The following is a 17,887-nucleotide window of genomic DNA, read 5'->3' on the forward strand; positions in this document are numbered from 1 at the left end:
TGAGAACTTAGCCTGCCGCGCGCTACAATTGCAACTAAATCGATTTCCTAGAAAGGGTGTTGCATGTCTTCCAGCGAGCCGGATACCTGGTTCAGATTCGTCAGGGCCCATCGTTGCCTGATCCGCGAAATCGAGCGTCGACTGGCGGCTGCCGGGTTGCCTGCCTACGCCTGGTACGACGCCTTATGGGGCCTGGAAAGCGGTCCGGACGGCGCACGCCGCATGAACGAGCTGGCCGATGTCATGGCCATTGAACGCTACAACCTAACCCGCCTGGTGGACCGTCTGGAGGCGGAAGGCCTGGTCACCCGCAGCCGCGCCAGCGATGACGGTCGAGGGGCGTATGCCGCCATCACCGAGAGCGGAAAAACGTTGCGCAAGAAGATGTGGAAAATCTACGAAGGAGCGGTGGACGAATTGTTCCTGTCACAATTCGACGACGACCAGCAGCGGGTCTTCAGCCAAGCGCTGGAGCGTGCGGCCAATGCCGCGCGCAGCAGCGGTCGAACGAAATGAGCGCGAATTAGCCACATAAGCCACCAGGTTTCATTGCAGCAGGTAACGACTCATTGCCTGTTTGACGCATGCCTGTTCGATGACACCTTCCTGAGCCAGCGCTTGCAGCGCCAGCACCACGATCCAGTGCTTATCCACGGTTGGCGAAGAGGTCCCGGTCGAGTCGGCGCCAAGCGCAACGAACCGCGACGTGACGTGCGCGCCGATCTGATCGGCGACGTGCTGCGCGTAGCCCGTCACCGCGACGACCGGGCTGCTCCCTGAGCCCAGGCAATCGAGCAAATGCGCAGACCGCCTCGGCTTCTCGGGGTGCAGGCGATTCCAGCGTTGTGCTTTATCCGCGTCACGGGCCAGGCGGGTATAGCTGGGGCAACTCCACAATTCACTCGCGACACCCCAGTGCTCACCCAGCATGCGTGCTGCGCTCACCACCGACTGCAATGCCAACCCCGCGCCCAGCAAGCGAACCTGGGGTGCTCCGACATCCGTCTCGATCTCGGTGAGCTTGTACATTCCCTTGAGCGCCTGGCTCGCGCTGATGTTGTCGACGGGGCCGAGGAAGTCGTTGGGTTCATCGTGAAGCGCCATGTAATAGAAACCGTCGTTGCCTTCCACGTACAGGCTCTGCAGGGCGGCCAGGGCAATGGCCTGCGCTTCGGCACCGCTGGCCGGGTCGAAGGGCAGGCATTGTGGGTTGGCCACCAGCCAGAGCGGCACCCAAGGATGAGCCCCCTTGGGCCATCGCGAGGGCAAGGTTTCGATGTCGTTGCACAAAATGCCCCGGTTGGCGGACTCGTTCGACAGCGCGCAAAGTTCGGCCGAGGTCGCCGAGCTGGTCAGGTACAGCAGCGGTTTTTCGCTGGCGCGGGCGACGGGACTCAAACGCAAGGGCCAGGCACTGATGCGGGTGTGACAGTTCTCGACGTCCGGTTGTTTGTTGGCGCGGATCACCCAGACATGCCTGGCGGTTCCCGGGTCCCTCTCGAGGCGATTGGCGATGTCGATCATGGTGTAGAGCGGCGAGGAGAAACCATTCGCGTGCAGATCTGAAAGCGTTCGGATTTTATTGATGCAGGCCTGGGCGGCCAAGCGAGTCTCTGGTGTTTTATTGAAGTTGGCAAAGCCGATCATTCCATAAGCTCCGTGCGTTCCGTCGTGCTTGCACCATACGGCACGGCTCAATATGATTGCAAATGCAATGAAATACACCCGAAATGGAGTTCCTCATGACCACGGCTTCCCCCATCACGTTTTATACGGCTGATACGCCCAACGGGCAGAAAATCAGTATTTTCTTGAAAGAGGCAGGCATCAATTACGACGTGGTGAGGCTCAACCTGTCTGAAGGGCGACAGCATTCACCGCAATTCCTCGCCATAAACCCGAACGGGAAAATCCCCGCCATCGTGGATCATCAGGCCGGGGTCTCGGTGTTCGAATCCGGAGCCATTCTGGGTTACCTGTCGCAGAAGTACGCATGCCTGCAACCTGATACATCTGCTGAACAGCTTGCTGTTCAACAGTGGTTGTTCTTCCAGGTGGGGGCCATCGGCCCGATGCTGGGCCAGCTCTGGTGGTTCTTGCATGGCAGCATCACCCAGAATGAGGAAGCGATCGCTCGTTATCGCAAAGAAGCCTTGCGCCTGTATGGTGTGGTGGACAAGCAACTGGCCGAGCACCGTTACCTGGCGTGCAACGAGTACTCCATTGCGGATATCGCCGCGTTCCCCTGGTTGCGCACCTGCGAGGAGCTGGATCTGGATATCACCACCTTCACTCATGTGCTGCGCTGGCTGGACGCGATCGAGTCGCGTCCAGCCGTACAGGCCGGGCTTGCCGAGTCTCGAGATACGCCTTTCGGTTGATGCCTTCCTGCTCGGGAACGAGCCGCCTGATCTGCAAGAAAAGGGTGGCTCCGCCGGAGTTTAATGTCATCGAGTCTCGCTTCATTCTGGGTCATCGGGTATGTAGTGGTTATTTGGCTTTACTACGAATTGATACTTGGATTGAATGCTTTCCATAACGCGATAACAGGACAACTATACAAAAGTAAATCCATAAAAAAGGGAATTTTTATGAACGGTCAGACTATGAAAGGCAGGCGAGCCATAAATACAGGGTCTGAATTGGATGAAAGACTCAAAAGTACGTTTGAAAAATGCCTGCGGCCGCTGGACGGTTGCCATTATGCTTACTTCGTCATGTATAAAGGGCGAGAGGTAAGACCGAGGATTTTTTCCAACTATCCCAAACGTTGGCTCGATGTGTATAAGGCCGAGAATTATCATCTTATCGATCCGGTCATCAAGCACGGCCTGAAATGCATAGCCCCTTTCTTCTGGCATGAAGCGCTTGAGTCCAAGACATCAGATCAAGGACAGGCGGTTTTTGCTTCCTCGGAAAAATTCCAGATATCGGACGGATTCACGTTCAACTTGCATGATGCCAATGGCTTGTTCGCTGCATTGAGCATCAGCAATACCGAGCGCCGCAAGGATTTCGAGCAGACCATGATGCGCAGGGCGGCAGAGATCCAGATGACGCTCATTCAGTTCCAGGATCGATTGACTGATTGTTTTTCCTTGAGCGAGTTGTTTCCGGAGTTGACTGAGGCCGGACTGTCGGACAGGGAGCTTGGGGTATTGAAATGGGTTGTCATGGGCAAGGCCTACAGCGAAATCGCCGTCATTCACGCCATCTCCGTACGCACCGTGAAATTCCATATGGCGAACATTGTAGACAAGCTGCGCGTCTGCAACGCCAAGCAAGCCGTCTACAAGGCCGTCAGCCTGGGGCTGGTCTGAAGCTGCCCGCGGGTATGCGGGCTAGGTAGATCAACCGTTGCGGTCCCAGGCGCGCCGCGACGCCGTTTCGACGCTATCGTTTGCTCAAGACTCCAAGCGTTCTCAGGGCGCACCGGCATATTGAGCAGCAAGACCTTCTCGCCGGGTGAAGCTTCGCCGATATCCAGGACTTCGTAGCGCCAGCCAGCCCTGAGAACGATGCGCGACATGGCTTGGCTGACGACCGTTATGATCGAATCCAGATCCTGCCCGGCGGCGTGCTCGTGCATGGCCAGAAGCAGCATTTCGGTCAGCGGTGCTCGGTTCAATCCCATGGCTCGGGAACGGGTCTTATCGACAAAGAAACGACTGGATTCGGCAATCGACCGGTCTTTAGGAAGTTTGCATTTGAAGAAATTTCGGAACGGACCTTCGACCATATAAGAGTTCAGCGTATTGATCAAGCGCAAACTACTCAGCGGGCGCCCCGCATAGAGACCTACCAGATAAGTTGCACTGGCGTTGTCATATTCATCGACCTCTCTTCCATGGTGGGTCGTGACACGCCAGTCAAGTCGATCGGAAAAAATTTCCTTCCTTAAGCCATACAGGTCAGCCAATAATTCTTCCGAGGCGTTTGAATGATTTATGACGTGAAAACTGACCTTGTCCATATGTCCTGTAATGTCCCTGGGTATTTGAGTACAGATTATTGGCGCGCGCCGAGCATGGCGATATGGATCAAGGAAAGCAACTGTACCTAGATACAGCGCCAAAAGAAAAAGGCTACACCCAGGTACAGTTGTTAGACAATAAAACAATGTTAACTATAGATCAGGATTTATCTACGGCGCCCCAGTTGGCCAAGTGAGATAAATATCTCTAGCACCTATAGGAATAACAACATGAGTGTCATGACCCGCCTGGATGATAAAGAAGATATCACCCAACATGAAATTTCTGCCTTGAAGACACGCTTCAATCTCGCTGACGCTCATACCCATCAGGACCAAAGTGTCACCCAGCGAGAGATCGTCAACCGCCTTCCCGAACTCTGGTATCGCGCTCAAGGCCAAAGCCAGTATCAGAGCGAGCAGGAATTCATCCGGGCGTTCTTCACTTTCCATGGACAGGAGCATGCGCTCAAGCGTCACGATGAGATTTACCTGGTTTACGCGGCCTCCATTGCGATGCACATCACCGCGACCTACCTGCGCAAACGCAACATGAGCGTAGGGTTGATCGAACCTTGCTTCGACAATCTGCATGATTTGCTCAAACACATGGAGGTGCCATTGACGCCGCTGGACGAGGCCCTTCTGCAATCCTCAACGGATGTCTATGCGAAGCTTCAGTCGGCGGCGGCGCATGTCGATGCGATTTTCCTGGTGGACCCCAACAACCCGACCGGCACCAGCATGTTCGCCCAAGGCGCCGACACCTTTGTGGAAGTAGCGCGTTATTGCAAGGACCACGGCAAGCTGCTCATCCTGGATTTTTGCTTCGCCGCGTTTATCAAAGCCGCCGGAGGTAGTCGCGTTGACGCCTATGCCATCCTGGATGACATCGGTACCCAGTACATCATCATGGAGGACACGGGGAAAACCTGGCCGCTACAGGACACGAAATGCGCCACGATCATGTCCAGCCAGGCGCTTAACGCTGACATCTACAGTCTCGTGACAAGCGTATTGTTGAACGTCTCACCCTTCGTCCTGAATGTCGTGACTCAATATATCCGCGATAGCAGCGATGACGATTTCGAGTCCGTGCGTTCGGTACTTGATGTCAACCGCGCGGCCGCCCGACGCCATCTGCAGGGCAACTTCCTGAACTATCTGACGCCCATGGTCGAGACCAGTGTCGCCTGGTTTGAAATCCTCCGTGAAGACGTCTCTGCCGATGACCTGCAGGCTTACCTGGTAGGGCACGAGGTCTATGTCCTGCCAGGCAAGTACTTTTATTGGAGCCAGCCGCAGGTGGGGCAGAAATACATCCGACTGGCGTTGGCACGCAAACCTGCGGAGTTCGAACAGGCGGTTGAGACCATCGCCTTGGCATTGGAGAGCTATCATGGCTGAGGCACCCATTGCAGTTATCGACGCCACCGTTTTCATGGGCATGCACCACAGCGACCCCGAGGTACGCGCCAAATCGCTGGGCTTTTTCGGTGCGTTCTATTCGCGCCAGGTCATGATGAGTTTCGGTCAGATTGGTATTTGCGATGCCATCATCTGGAAAAAGAGCCGGCACTTGCAGGACGTCTATTACCCATTCATGGACGTCCTTCATACGGACATGGATATCCAGCGCCAGGGCTACTGCAACAAGGTCCTGAAACGCGCCTGTCTGGAGCCTGACTGGGCACACCTGAGTGTGGAAAAAAGATTGTTGGTTGCTCATGTCGTTGAGCACCAGCAACCTTTTTACACTCATGACGATTCTCTGTGCGAGCTGGGCTTGCTCAAGCCGTTCCTTAAAACGTTTCCTTCGACGACTTCGCCGTCCGTATTCCCTGAAAAACTTCAGCGCCTGTACGAGCAGTCCATGGAAATGAGCATTGCAAAGGAGGACTTCCAGCATGTCGGGTAAGCACATCTATGTACCGTTGATCACGCCTCTGGATGATCAGTCGCGCATCTGCGAGGCCAGCGTGCGCCGGTTGCTGCATAGCTCGCGGCCGTTTGTCGATGGATACATTCCATGCCTGACTTCCGGTGAAGGCTGGCGGCTTGGAAAGCGGGACTGGCTGCGAATGTTGGAACTGACGTTGGCGCATGCACAGGACAAAACCGTCATCGCCGGCATTGAACGCGCCACGACGGTCGAAGTCATCGAATATGCACGGCTGGCGCAGGACCTTGGAGCCCAGGCGGTAATGTTCACGTCGCCTTTCGCTTTAGGCACAAGCCAGCAAGACATGATCGATCACTACCGGGCGGTCCATGACGCCACGTCGCTGGATATCTTCATCTACAACGAATCTGCGCTGTCCGGTAATGAGAAAAGCTTCGACACTTTGTTTGCCATCGCCCAGTTACCGAGAGTAATCGGCATCAAGGACTCACCGTCCCAGCCGCGTGTGCAGAGTGAAATCGAGCGCCTGCGCAGCGAGGGGCTGGATTACTTCATCGGTTGGGAAATGCTGCTGGCCAGGGAGCTGGAGTCCGACGGTAACGTCGTGTCGTTGGCCAATCTGGAACCGGCGCTTTGCCGGTTGGCAATCGGTGCTCGACAAACACTGGTCGGTGGACTGGTGGAGGCGCTCAATGACCATTTTGAACTGGCTGCGGACGATTGGTACGCCCAGGTCAAAAAGGAACTCAAAGCACGCGGCGTCATCAGCACCGACCGTGTCTTCGCAGAGCAGGAGGCCATGGCATGAGCGACCTGCAGAAAGCACTGTTCCTGGCGAATCGCGCTTGCATCAAGCAGCTCAAGCCACTGGAAAGCCATATTCTGGCCTTCGAGCGTGATTGGATCGAGTCGACCATCCAAAAGACGCGGACCGTCAATCCGCCGACCGATCTCGCCGCGTTACGCAAGCAATTGGCTGAACTGGTGGAGATGGACCGCAGCGAGGTCCCTCCCAGCGCTGCGTACGTGAGCGATCACATGAACCTCGACGAATTCAAGATCCTGGTACAGGAGTTCGCCCTGGATGGTTTGACCGAGGCGCAGGTGTTTTACCACCTGATGCCCCGGCTCAGCCTGGCCGCGCAAATGCCAATGCTGCGCATGATGATCGACGAGTTCGGGTCCGGTAACCTCAAGCGATCCCACACCACGTTGTATATCGATCTGCTTAAAGAATTGCGGATGCCCACTGATCTGGACTTCTATATCGACGTTAACGCGCCGGCCGGATTTTCGTTTCCCAACATGTTCTGCTGGTTGACGATGAGGGCGGATGATCCGTCGTATTTCGCAGGGGTCATCACTTACTTCGAAACCGTCGTGCCATTCTTCTTTGAATGCTACACGTCGATCTGCTCGCGTTTGCAGATCCAGGCCCACACCTACTATTCCGAGCATGTCCATATCGACGTCTTTCATGCAATTGAAGGCCAGCGTCTGCTCAAAGCGATGGACGTGGCTGGGGACCTTGACCCGGTCAAGGCGTGGGAGGGGATCTGCATGGGGCGCGATATTACCAACGCCGCGTTCGATGGGGCCGTCGATAAGGCGAGGCGCCAGCAGTCTTTCGATAAGGAGCGAATGATTGAACGAGCCATCTGAATTCTATCGCCCAGGCACGTTCGCTGTCGTCATCGACGACCAGCACTTTGAAGTGCCGCATACCTGTCCACACCGCGCCGGATGGCTGGAGCATGGAGTAATCAATCAGCAGCGCAAGAGCATCACCTGCCCCTTGCACTTTTCCGTGTTCAGCCTGGAAACGGGCGAGCAACTCAGTGGTCCGCCTTGTGGGCGTCTTGAGGTGAAGCGCTTGAGCTAGTGCGAGCGTTGACGGCGCGGTTTTTACCGTCGGCAGGCTCGGGCGCGCCCGGGTCTGTCGAATTGACCACGCCCGACAATGTCGTGCTGGCGCTGCGCAAGTTGCTCAATGCGTGACTGGAGTTGCACCAGAGAGACCGGGCTGTCCGCCTATTACCGCTGTCCCCACATGAACTGTGTGGGAGCTTGTTCGCGATAACGGCGGCACATCCAGCATACTTCTTGGAGCTATCGGGTGAGGTTTGCCTTCTAGTTGCGTTTCCAGCACTCCGCAAACCGTGCGCAGACCCCGTAACGCTCATCCATCCGCGCCATCCTTTCCAAGTGACGATCTACTGCTTCGACCGTCACTCCATTTCCGATCCGGAAGTACTCCACCATCATCGCGACGTCCAGATCGATCTCGGCTTTCTCCGGTTTGGCATTGGCGGTCTTGGGCAATGCCCACTGTTCCAACTGCTCGTCCTTCAACTGCCGCAGGCGTACCTGATATTCGTCCTTGAAGCGTTCCAACGAGCGCGCCTTGTTCTGCGCCATTTCATCGCCAAAGGTTTTCAGGTTTTCCCGGTACAGCGTCCAATAGTCAGCCGGCAGATCGAAGCCGAGCTTGGCCTTGCGTTCGCTGATCAACGTGTCCAGTTTCTCTGGCGTATAACTCTCGACCTTTTCTTTGGCCGGGTCGGTTTTCACGGTGACAACCAGGCTTTTATCGATGACCCGGTTCATCAGCTCCAGGCGGTGGGGCGTGTCCGGGTAGGTTCTGGGAAATAGCGCGTTGCGACCGGCGCAGGCGGGGAAGTCTTTTTTCAGGATCGGGATCGGTGTGCGCACGTCCTTGCCGTCGACTCGTTGCAGGCGCTGCAAGTGAGTCATGCAGAAGTTCTTCTCGGACTTGAACGTCACCTCGTATTCCGCATTGGCCTCGGGCGTTAAGTTGAAACCCTTGCCGCACACCGCATAACCGGTATTCATGTTGGTCCGCAGGTGAATCTGTTCACCGGGCTTGAGCTTGACCTCCAGATACCCCTTGGCATCCTTGGGCGCCGGAACGCTCATCCCCACGCGTCGCGCGGTATCGCTCAGCAGCAAATTGTTGAGAATACCCGTGGTTTGCCCGTCGCAATGGGCCGCATCGAAATAATCCAGCGTGGCGTTGCTGGTATCGGCAACGAACCGCAGCTTGGCAGCGTCCGGTTCGATGGCATCGGGATAAGAGCCATTGACGCTGCAGCCACCGAGCAATACGAGCGCGGACAATACGTACAACGATTGTGGATAACGGAGCAGGGCGAACATGGGTCATCCTTGAGCGAGGAAAAAGTCGCTGGATGCTACTGAAATGCCATCATGTCGTCCAGCCAGGCTTGGCCGGTCCTGCCCGGTCTTGTGTTATCCGTTCCACTTCAGAACTCCAGCCGCCCTGCGATCAGGTCAACACGATGACCCTGGAACCGAGGCGTCCTTATCGTGGGCAAGCCTTGCTCCCACAGTCGGTCGGCAGCTCTGTCACTTAGCCTGGTTGGCAGCCTGTGCCGCCTTGAGCAGAGCCGCTCCGATCTCCTTTTCAAACTGTGGGAGAAAACCGCCGCCGCCACGATTCTGGCAGGCAGGGGATCAACTCATCCCCAACCAGTTCGGCAACGCCAGCGAGATCCACGGCACATAGGTAATCAGCACCAGGAACGCCAGCAGGATCATCAACCACGGCATGGCCGCACGGATGGTGGCAGGCAGGGACATGCCGGTCACCGCCGAGGTCACGAACAGGTTCAGACCCACCGGCGGTGTAATCAACCCGATCTCCAGGTTCACTACCATGATGATGCCCAGGTGGATCGGATCGATGCCCAATTGCGTGGCGATGGGGAACAGGATCGGTGCCAGGATCAGGATGATTGCCGATGGCTCCATGAACGCGCCGGCAACCAGTAGCACGATGTTCACTACCAACAGGAACGTCACAGGCGTGAGCCCGGCATCGATCACCCATGCAGTGATTTGCTGGGGAAGTTGCTCGGTGGTCAGCACGTGGGCGAAGAGCATGGCGTTGGCGATGATGAACATCAGCATGATGCTCAGCTTGGCCGACTCCAGCAGCACCTTCGGCGTTTCACGGAACGTGAGGTCCTTGTAGACGAACAAGGCGATGAACGCCGAATACACCGCTGCCACCGCGGCCGCTTCGGTCGGAGTGAACATCCCCGAATAGATCCCGCCGAGGATGATGATCATCAACAGCAGGCCCCACAGGGCCTTGCGCGCGGTGGACAGCCACTCGCGAAACGTCGCCCGGGGCAGGGCCGGCAGGTTCTTTTTCACTGCGACGATGTAGATCGCTACCATCAGCGCCAGGCCCAGCAGCAAACCAGGCACCACACCGGCCATGAACAGCTTGCCCACGGAGGTCTCGGTCGCGGCGGCATACACCACCATTACGATCGAGGGCGGGATCAGGATGCCCAGGGTCCCGGCGTTGCACACGATGCCGGCGCCGAACGATTGTGGATAACCCGAGCGCACCATGCCGGCAATGGCAATGGAACCGACCGCGGCCACGGTCGCCGGGCTTGAGCCGGACAGCGCCGCAAACAACATGCACGCCAGCACCGCGGCAATCGCCAGGCCGCCGCGGATGTGGCCGACGCAGGCGTTGGCGAAGTCGATCAGCCGTCGTGCCACGCCACCGGTGGTCATGAACGCACCGGCCAACAGGAAGAATGGAATGGCCAGCAGTGTGTAGTGTTCAGAGGTTTCGAACAGCTTGATCGCCAGGGAGCGTACCGAGTCCGGGCTGAAGAAAATAATGGTCAGCGAACCGGCCAACCCCAGTGAAATGGCAATAGGCACGCCGATGAACATCAGCACGAACAGTGCCACGAACAGGAAGGCGATGGTCATGGCTTGTCTTCCTCGTGTTCGGTCAACTTAATGGCTTCCGCCGCTTCATCGGCCAGGCCCAGGCCTGTCTGGCGATTCCTCAGGATGCGCACGAGGATTTCCGCGAAGCGGATGAATACCAAGGTGAAACCCACCGGTACGATCAACCCGATGTGCCATTGCATGATGCCGAACTGGCCCAGGTCCTCGGCGCCGATCTGCGCGATCATCAAGGTATTGATCCATTCATAGCTCGCCACCGCCAGCAGCCCGGCGTAGGTCAGGCAGAACAGGCAGGCGATCACGCCGATAAAGCGTTGCACCGGTTTGCTGGCCAGTTTCACCAGCGCGTCGACGCCGATATGCCCGGCGGTGCGCACGCCATACGACAAGCCGAAAAAGATCAACCAGCCGAACAGCGCCTTGGTCAGCGAGCTGCTCCAGGTCATGGCCTGGGCCATGTTCATGATGCCGTCGCCAATGGCAAAGGCCGACTCGCTGGCGGCAGCCCAGTTGTCGCCAATGCTGTAAAAAACGGTGTAGAGGTTATTGAGCACGACATAAACGAAAGTGACCAACGTCATGGCGGCCAGAAGGAAGGCAATGAAACCTTCCTCGAAGTGTTCCCAGATGCGCCGAAAAGCGTTCATGGAGGACATCTCCTGCGGGGGGATGACAAGCCGGCACTGCCAGGGCGGCAGCACCGGCCAACCCATTACTGAGCTTTATTGGAGGCTTCGGCCGCTTTGATCAGATCAGCACCGATGTCGCCTTCGAACTTCTTCCACACCGGTTTCATCTTGTCGCGCCATTCGCCACGCTGTTCAGGTGTGAGCGTGATGATCTCGGTGGTTTTGGCGTCGACGATTTTTTGCTTGGCGTCCTGGTTCAGTTGTTCGGCTTCCTTGTTTACCTGGGTAGTGACTTCCTTGATGATCTTGTCCAGTTCGGCACGGACATCGGGTTGCAGACCGTTCCAGAACGTAGTGTTGGTGATCAGCATGTAGTCGAGTACACCGTGGTTGGATTCGGTGATGTACTTCTGGACTTCATGCATTTTCTGGCTGTAGATGTTCGAGTACGGGTTTTCCGCACCATTGACCACGCCGGTCTGCAGGCCTTGGTACACCTCGGCGAAACTCATCTTGCGCGGGTTGGCGTTCACCGCCTTGAACTGTTCTTCCAGTACGGCCGACGCCTGTACCCGGAACTTCAGGCCACGGGCATCCTTGGGTTCACGCAGCGGCTTGTTGGCCGACAGCTGCTTCATGCCGTTGTGCCAATAAGCCAGCCCGGTGATGTTCTTGCTTTCCATGGACTTGAGCAGCTTCTGCCCATCAGGGCTCAGCTGGAATCGGTCCACGGCAGAAATGTCATCGAACAGGAACGGCAGGTCGAACAACTGCACGCTCTTGGTGTATTGCTCGAACTTGGCCAGGGAAGGCGCAATCATCTGCACATCACCCAACAGCAGGGCTTCCATCTCCTTACCGTCGCCGAACAGTGAGGAGTTGGGGTAGACCTCTACCTTCACTTTGCCCGGCAGACGTTCTTCCACCAACTTCTTGAACAGCAACGCGCCCTGGCCCTTTGGCGTTTGTTCGGCCACCACGTGAGAGAACTTGATGATGACCGGGTCAGCCGCCATGGCCGTGCTCAGTGCGCTGAGGGCGAGGGTACAGACGAGTGCTTTCCAGATAGGTTTGAACATTGTGGGACTACCTCTTTTTTTTGTATTTATCGTGCGGGCTCATTCAAACCTGACGCACGTAGGGACAGTTGCAAGTCTAGGCAGAAAACAGTCTGCCCGGGGATTGTGACGGTCGAAAAGGGAAGAATCGTCCGTATGGGTAATGCCTCAAGGGGAGGCGTCAGGGTCCCCGCGGCCGAGTCGAGCCCCTCGTGACCGACACTGGGTTAAAGACTTCAGCCAACAACCGTAACGAGGGCAGGAAACCATAAATGAGCCGTAATGGCTACTTGCTTTCAATGGCGGCGACGGGTCCAGGTCGAGGGCCGGTGGTGAAGGTCCGTGCTTCGGTCGGACGGTAAAAAGGTCCTCTTGTGGTCCTTGTGAGGTTCGCTCCAACTGCATCACAATTTCATCCGCCAGCCTCTATTGGCCTGGAACGCTTTCCAACTCGAAGGATTTACGGATGATCGACTTCAACAACAAGGGCTTCTTCAAACTCAAGCAGAACGACGAATATGCCGAGCGGGTCACGGCCCTGCTGCTGGACGGCGAACAGGTCATCGACGCCTACAAATCCATGCGTGACGGCGTGGTCTTCACCAACAAGCGCATCATCGCGGTGAACGTGCAGGGCATCACCGGCAGCAAGAAGGACTTCACCTCGCTGCCCTACAAGAACATCGTGGCCTACTCGGTCGAAACGTCCGGCACTTTCGATCTGGATTCCGAGCTGGAGATCTACTTTTCGTCCCTGGGCAAGGTCAAGTTCGAGTTCACCGGCAAGACAGGGATCGTCGAGATCTCGAAGGTGATTTCCCGGCATCTCCTGGCTTGACCTCAGGACTCGCCGGTGGGAGGGGCGCCAGGAATCGGTGCCGTTCCTCAATCGAAGTCCGTCCCACCGGACTTCAACATCAGTAACCGATAAACGCCGTTCTCCACGTCGATCCCATGGGTGTCATGGGTGAAGCCCGGAAAGGATCCATCGAAGCTCTCCAGTGCTTTCAGATAAGCGAGCAAAGGCCCATCCGCGGGGCCGGCGTTTTCCCCAGGCATCAACAAAGGGATACCCGGTGGGTACGGCACGATGCCAGTGGCGGCGATGCGTCCCGCGGCGTCCTTGAGGGTCACCAGCTCGACATCATTGCGCACCAGTTTTTCGTAGGCCTGCACCGGGCTGAACACGGCTGTGGGCAACGTGCCGAACGCCTGGGCCATGGTCGAGGTGGTCTTGTTCTTTTTCATCGCAGCGAAGATTTCATCGGCCAGGTCCTTCAGGCCCATGCCGGCGTAGCGCTGCTGGTTGGCCGCCAGCAGGTCCGGCAGGCACAGCTCCAGCTCGGTGTTTTCGTCATAGTCGCGCTTGAAGTCGAGCAGGGCGTTGACCAGGGTGCCCCATTTCCCTTTGGTGATGCCGATGGAGAACAGAAACAGGATGGTGAAATCGGTGGTCTTCTCGACCACGATGCCCTGGTGCTCAAGGTAGGCCGTCAGGACGCAGGCCGGGACGCCGAAGTCGAGCAGGTTTCCGTCGTCACCCATGCCGGGGCTCAACACCGAGACCTTGATGGGGTCGAGCATGCAGTAGCCTTCTTCGATGTCGCCGAAGCCATGCCATACCTCGTTCGGGTGCAGCACCCAGCAGCTCGGGTCCGTTTTGAGCAATACCGGGTCGACCGCATGGAATGGCATCTGGCTGGCGCCAACGCGCACCGACGGCGGCTGCCAGCAGGTGAAGAACCATTCCTGCTTGCTCAGCATCTCGTTGTGCATGCGCGACAGGACCTGGCGAAACGCGACGGCCTCCTCGATGGATTCGCTGGTCAGGATCTGTCCGCTCGGTGCTTCCATCATGGCCGAGCTGACGTCGCAGGAGGCCATGATTGCGTAGTTGGGCGACGTCGAGGCGTGCATCATGAACGATTCGTTGAACCGCCCGTGTTCGATCGGGTTGCGACCATTGCGCACGTGAATCATCGAGGCCTGGGACAAGGCAGCAAGCAGCTTGTGTGTCGACTGGGTGGCGAACACGGTCGGCTTCGAATCGTCGTGATCGTCGGGGTTGCCGTGCATGGCGAAGCGGTCGCGGTAGAGCGGGTTGAAACGCGCGTAGCCGTACCAGGCTTCATCGAAATGCAGGCGATCGACGCTTTGCCCAAGCAATTCTTCTACGCGGGTGACGTTGTAGGTCAAGCCGTCGTAAGTGGAGTTGGTGATGATCGCGTGTACCGGTGTCGGATCGATGCCTTTCTTGACCAGGGGGTTGTTCGCGATGGCCGCTTTAACCCCTTCGGCGTTCAAGGTTTGCGGCAGGATCGGACCGATGATGCCGTAGCGGTTGCGGGTCGGCACCAGGTAGGTGGGCAGCGCGCCCGACAGGGTCATCGCATGCTCGGCCGACTTGTGGCAATTGCGGTCGCAGAGGGCGATCTGGTTGCGCGTGACGCTGGCCATGAGGATTACGCGGTTGGACATCGAGGAACCGTTGGTGACGTAGTACGTGCGATGAGCGCCAAACACCTTGGCCGCATAGCGTTCACCCTGGCCGATGGGGCCGCTGTGATCCAGCAGAGAGCCCAGCTCCCCGACCGAGATGGACAGGTCGGACCGCAGCAGGTTTTCCCCAAAGAACTCATAGAACGCCCGGCCTGCGGTGCTTTTGAGGAACGCAGTGCCACCCGCATGGCCAGGGGTGTGCCAGGAGTATTCATAGGAACTGGCAAACCTGACCAGCGCACCGAACATGGGGGGCAAGGCGGCTTTGCGATACCGCTCGATGGCCGCCAGGATACGACCGCTGAGGAAACGGCTGGTGTCCTCCGGCAGCCAGATGAAGTCGTCGGCGTACTGCATGACCACCAAGGGAATACTAGAGGCGGTACTGCGATCGCTGATCAGGAAGACCGGTACCCGGGTGTTGCGTTCACGCAGGTTGGTCAGCAGCTTGATACATTCCTCGTGGCCCTCGCTGTCATCCATTTCCCAACTGAGCAGGACACATTGAATGGCCGGGTCCGAATTCAGGATCGACGTGGCATCGCTCAGGGATTCCGACACCAGCATGCTGATTGCCCGTTGCTCCACGTCGCTGATCAGTTGAAGCAGGGCGCGACCAAAGACCGTACGTTTATCCGGCGGGCTGCTGACCAGCAGGGTGAGCATCCCGAGCGTGTGCTTGTTATCCGTCATGGCAGAGCCCCGAAATGGCTTTATTCAAGTGGTTCACCGGTACTGGCTCGCCTTTGAGATGCTGGGCGCTGGCGGTTTGCGTCGGCACTATTCGATTGCACCACCGTCATCCTTCGGTGGCTGACATCCCTGCTTCACTCAATGCGCGGTAAAAACTTAGCTATAGCTGAAGATAGAGATGTCGCAAGGCTTCCAGTGAGGGGCTCCGGGGATCTGTCGGGCGGAAAAACGTTCGCAATCACCCAGGTTCAGTGGCCCGGAAACTCATGCAGATAACAAGCAGGCGAACTCATTTCCGCCTGTTTATCCACCTCATCCTCCAGCCATTCGGCCAGCACCACGGCATTGTTTTCAGTGATCGAGCGGGCAGCGTAAACCAGGGTGAGATTGCCGTTGCGGGCAACGTCCACCAGCTTCCACCAATGCTGCGGTTGCGCGCCCAGTTCCTGGCGATAGGCCGTTCTGAACTGGTCAAAGGACATCTCCCCGCCCTTGAGCGCCTTGCGCAAATCAGAGGAAGGAGCAACGTCCTTGAGCCATGCGTGGATGTTCAGCTCGTCCTTGCGGCAGTTGCGCGGCCACAGGCGGTCGACCAGCACGCGCTGGCCATCGTCGGGGGCGGGCGCTTCGTAGGCGCGTTTGCATTGGATCATGACTGCCTCTCTGCCGGTCGAAGGGAATGAGGTCAGGATAGGCCTTGGGGGCTGTGTTATCACGGGGAGAAAAGGCGATAACAGATGAGATGCCGACGGAGCGCCCGAGCAAACACGGAACCTGTGGGAGCCGAGCTTGCTCGCGATGGCGGCGGTCCGTCCGACATTGATGCAAGCTGACCCAACACCATCGTGAGCAGGCTCGCACACAGGTCTGGTGTCGTACTTCTATTCTTTACTCTCGCACGCCGATAAACAGATCGAGATCCCTGGGCAGTGGTTGCTGGATTGCACGCTCTATCTTTTGAACCTGTTCAGCGGTTAATGGCAGCTCACCCATGGCTTCAGCGATCAGACTTTTCCAGCCGAACTGGAAGCGCACCTGTGTAGGTGCGTGCCTCATGCTACGCACAGGGAATGCTCCCGCCGACGGCAAGCCCCCCTCGCTGGACGTCCCGACTTCCCCTGTCTAGAGTGAATTATCCGCGCTGGATACATCGGGAGGGATTCCAGTGAATCAGCTTAATGACTACACCAGCCTGACTGATCCATTGAATGTAAAAATCATGGAGCTGGCTCCCAAGGAAAAGCGCGATGGCAAAAAAACCAACCTGTTCTTCACCCCCGACACCGCATTCGACGCCAAGCCACTGACCCTGACGACTGGCAGCTATCCCTTCACGCCCATCGGCAGCCTGGGCATCACCCAAGTGGATACCACCGGACAGGAGTGGAGGCATGTACTCAATCAGATCACCAACAGGCATGGCCTCACGTCGGACTACGGCAATCCTGACCGAGCCGATCAACTGGTCTTGCTGGACACCCTGGACGCCGTAAAGATCAAGGAGGCCGTCGCACGGGACAAGCAATTCACCAAAGGCAGCTACTACCACCCCGACGTCGAGCAGGTATTCGGGACAACCAACCCTGTCACCACCTTTGCCGCCCAACAGGTCATCGAGCTCCGAGCCGTCTTGTGTCAACCCGTGCCCGATCCAACTGCACTGAAATACTGGAGCCTGCTCGGCTCGGACCTTGCCGCGCAAACGAAGGTGTACAACTGGCTGCAAACCCATGGTTGGATTTCCCACAAGTTCTCGGTCAATGACAGAAAGTCAGGAAACAGAATCCAGAACCACTTCCAGAACCTGGAGAACTCCAACGCCATACATTTCGCCAGCGAAACCCGTGGGGAATATGCCGCCGCCAAATTGCTGATTACCGTCCTCGGCAACGAGTACCAGATGAAGATCGGCAAAGCCTCTTCAGGCCGCACCAATGGAATCGACCAGATATGGGTCAAGCGCAACCTGGTCAGTGGCGTGGTGGAGGAATACATCATCGTCGAGTGCAAGGGCAGCGTGGATGCGTCGCTCAACGAAGCCAGGTATGGCTGGCAAATGTCGCCCTGCTGGGTCTTCTACTGCCTCGTCGGTCTGCTGGGCACCAACGGCAACCTCGCCAGCACCTCGACCACGGATGTGTTCGCCAAAATCACCATGGTCAGGAAGATCCTCGACGCCTTGATCAATCCGGGTCCCCCCGTGGTGAAAGGCCTGGTCATCCAGCCCATGACCAAATCCGTTACCGCGCCCAATAACATCGAGATGGTCGACCTGGGGACCTATGACCTGGTCGAGCAATATACGAATGCAGTGGCTGGACACTCGAAATTCCATAATGCCCAAGTGTTCACCGGCACTTTGTTCTAGGAC

19 protein-coding genes are annotated in these 17,887 nt (G+C 57.3%); 10 read left to right on the forward strand and 9 right to left on the reverse strand.

What is annotated here, in order from left to right; translation table 11 throughout:
* Nucleotides 1-63 precede the first annotated feature (63 nt).
* Nucleotides 64-516, forward strand: a complete 453-nt coding sequence (locus LOY35_RS04805) for a MarR family winged helix-turn-helix transcriptional regulator (RefSeq protein WP_258631084.1) — start codon at nucleotides 64-66, stop codon at nucleotides 514-516.
* Nucleotides 517-546: 30 nt separating this feature from the next.
* On the opposite strand, the gene LOY35_RS04810 is transcribed toward LOY35_RS04805, so the two are convergent.
* On the reverse strand, nucleotides 547-1,647 hold the full coding sequence (locus LOY35_RS04810) for a transketolase-like TK C-terminal-containing protein (RefSeq protein ID WP_258631086.1): 1,101 nt from the start codon (nucleotides 1,645-1,647) through the stop codon (nucleotides 547-549).
* 95 nt (nucleotides 1,648-1,742) lie between these two features.
* Here LOY35_RS04810 and LOY35_RS04815 point away from each other — a divergent pair, with 95 nt between their 5' ends.
* Both LOY35_RS04815 and LOY35_RS04820 read left to right on the forward strand, forming a co-directional pair.
* On the forward strand, nucleotides 1,743-2,381 hold the full coding sequence (locus tag LOY35_RS04815) for a glutathione S-transferase family protein (RefSeq protein WP_258631088.1): 639 nt from the start codon (nucleotides 1,743-1,745) through the stop codon (nucleotides 2,379-2,381).
* A gap of 210 nt (nucleotides 2,382-2,591) precedes the next feature.
* Complete coding sequence (locus LOY35_RS04820; RefSeq protein WP_258631090.1) at nucleotides 2,592-3,320, forward strand: LuxR family transcriptional regulator; 729 nt, start codon at nucleotides 2,592-2,594, stop codon at nucleotides 3,318-3,320.
* Here LOY35_RS04820 and LOY35_RS04825 read toward each other — a convergent pair.
* Nucleotides 3,290-3,973 (reverse strand): acyl-homoserine-lactone synthase, encoded by a 684-nt coding sequence (locus tag LOY35_RS04825; protein WP_258631091.1) that lies wholly within the window; start codon nucleotides 3,971-3,973, stop codon nucleotides 3,290-3,292. The genes LOY35_RS04820 and LOY35_RS04825 overlap by 31 nt on opposite strands.
* 231 nt (nucleotides 3,974-4,204) lie before the next feature.
* Here LOY35_RS04825 and LOY35_RS04830 point away from each other — a divergent pair, with 231 nt between their 5' ends.
* The 5 genes from LOY35_RS04830 to LOY35_RS04850 are packed head-to-tail and all read left to right on the forward strand — an operon-like array spanning nucleotide 4,205 to nucleotide 7,758.
* A complete protein-coding gene (locus tag LOY35_RS04830; protein WP_258631092.1) occupies nucleotides 4,205-5,380 on the forward strand; it encodes a pyridoxal phosphate-dependent aminotransferase in 1,176 nt (391 codons plus the stop codon).
* Nucleotides 5,373-5,891: a DUF6190 family protein gene (locus LOY35_RS04835; protein ID WP_258631093.1), complete on the forward strand. Its 519-nt coding sequence runs from the start codon at nucleotides 5,373-5,375 to the stop codon at nucleotides 5,889-5,891. Before LOY35_RS04830 ends, LOY35_RS04835 begins: the two co-directional genes overlap by 8 nt.
* Nucleotides 5,881-6,684 carry a dihydrodipicolinate synthase family protein gene (locus tag LOY35_RS04840; RefSeq protein WP_258631094.1) on the forward strand — a complete coding sequence of 268 codons (804 nt, stop codon included), beginning with the start codon at nucleotides 5,881-5,883 and terminating at the stop codon, nucleotides 6,682-6,684. Before LOY35_RS04835 ends, LOY35_RS04840 begins: the two co-directional genes overlap by 11 nt.
* Complete coding sequence (locus LOY35_RS04845) at nucleotides 6,681-7,538, forward strand: iron-containing redox enzyme family protein (RefSeq protein ID WP_258631096.1); 858 nt, start codon at nucleotides 6,681-6,683, stop codon at nucleotides 7,536-7,538. Before LOY35_RS04840 ends, LOY35_RS04845 begins: the two co-directional genes overlap by 4 nt.
* Nucleotides 7,522-7,758, forward strand: a complete 237-nt coding sequence (locus LOY35_RS04850) for a Rieske 2Fe-2S domain-containing protein (RefSeq protein WP_258631097.1) — start codon at nucleotides 7,522-7,524, stop codon at nucleotides 7,756-7,758. Before LOY35_RS04845 ends, LOY35_RS04850 begins: the two co-directional genes overlap by 17 nt.
* Nucleotides 7,759-8,006: 248 nt before the next feature.
* Here the strand turns inward: LOY35_RS04850 and LOY35_RS04855 are convergent, their stop codons facing one another.
* From LOY35_RS04855 to dctP, 4 genes are all read right to left on the reverse strand, one after another.
* Nucleotides 8,007-9,053, reverse strand: coding sequence for a hypothetical protein (locus LOY35_RS04855; protein ID WP_258631099.1), 1,047 nt, complete (start codon nucleotides 9,051-9,053; stop codon nucleotides 8,007-8,009).
* Between the two features lie 318 nt (nucleotides 9,054-9,371).
* Entirely contained in the window at nucleotides 9,372-10,655 is a 1,284-nt protein-coding gene (gene dctM, locus LOY35_RS04860; protein WP_258631100.1) for a C4-dicarboxylate TRAP transporter large permease protein DctM, read from the reverse strand.
* Nucleotides 10,652-11,284 (reverse strand): TRAP transporter small permease, encoded by a 633-nt coding sequence (locus tag LOY35_RS04865; protein WP_258631101.1) that lies wholly within the window; start codon nucleotides 11,282-11,284, stop codon nucleotides 10,652-10,654. Before LOY35_RS04865 ends, dctM begins: the two co-directional genes overlap by 4 nt.
* Nucleotides 11,285-11,349: 65 nt before the next feature.
* Nucleotides 11,350-12,345 (reverse strand): C4-dicarboxylate TRAP substrate-binding protein DctP, encoded by a 996-nt coding sequence (gene dctP / locus LOY35_RS04870; protein ID WP_047699677.1) that lies wholly within the window; start codon nucleotides 12,343-12,345, stop codon nucleotides 11,350-11,352.
* Nucleotides 12,346-12,790: 445 nt separating this feature from the next.
* On the opposite strand from dctP, the gene LOY35_RS04875 reads away from it, so the two are divergent.
* Nucleotides 12,791-13,162: a PH domain-containing protein gene (locus LOY35_RS04875; protein ID WP_039592153.1), complete on the forward strand. Its 372-nt coding sequence runs from the start codon at nucleotides 12,791-12,793 to the stop codon at nucleotides 13,160-13,162.
* A 47-nt stretch (nucleotides 13,163-13,209) separates the two neighbouring features.
* Here LOY35_RS04875 and LOY35_RS04880 read toward each other — a convergent pair whose 3' ends face one another.
* The 3 genes from LOY35_RS04880 to LOY35_RS04890 all read right to left on the reverse strand — a co-directional run bounded on the left by LOY35_RS04880 (nucleotide 13,210) and on the right by LOY35_RS04890 (nucleotide 16,572).
* Nucleotides 13,210-15,516 carry an Orn/Lys/Arg decarboxylase N-terminal domain-containing protein gene (locus LOY35_RS04880; RefSeq protein WP_258631102.1) on the reverse strand — a complete coding sequence of 769 codons (2,307 nt, stop codon included), beginning with the start codon at nucleotides 15,514-15,516 and terminating at the stop codon, nucleotides 13,210-13,212.
* Nucleotides 15,517-15,764: 248 nt separating this feature from the next.
* The gene (locus LOY35_RS04885; RefSeq protein WP_258631103.1) at nucleotides 15,765-16,169 is read right to left on the reverse strand and encodes a DUF488 domain-containing protein; all 405 of its coding nucleotides are present in this window, start codon (nucleotides 16,167-16,169) and stop codon (nucleotides 15,765-15,767) included.
* A 235-nt stretch (nucleotides 16,170-16,404) separates the two neighbouring features.
* The gene (locus LOY35_RS04890) at nucleotides 16,405-16,572 is read right to left on the reverse strand and encodes a pyocin S6 family toxin immunity protein (RefSeq protein ID WP_258631105.1); all 168 of its coding nucleotides are present in this window, start codon (nucleotides 16,570-16,572) and stop codon (nucleotides 16,405-16,407) included.
* 109 nt (nucleotides 16,573-16,681) lie between these two features.
* Between LOY35_RS04890 and LOY35_RS04895 the strand changes: the two genes are divergently transcribed.
* Nucleotides 16,682-17,884: a hypothetical protein gene (locus LOY35_RS04895; RefSeq protein ID WP_258631106.1), complete on the forward strand. Its 1,203-nt coding sequence runs from the start codon at nucleotides 16,682-16,684 to the stop codon at nucleotides 17,882-17,884.
* The last annotated feature ends 3 nt before the right edge of the window (nucleotides 17,885-17,887 follow it).

The organism is Pseudomonas sp. B21-028 (genome assembly GCF_024749045.1).
GTDB lineage: Bacteria > Pseudomonadota > Gammaproteobacteria > Pseudomonadales > Pseudomonadaceae > Aquipseudomonas.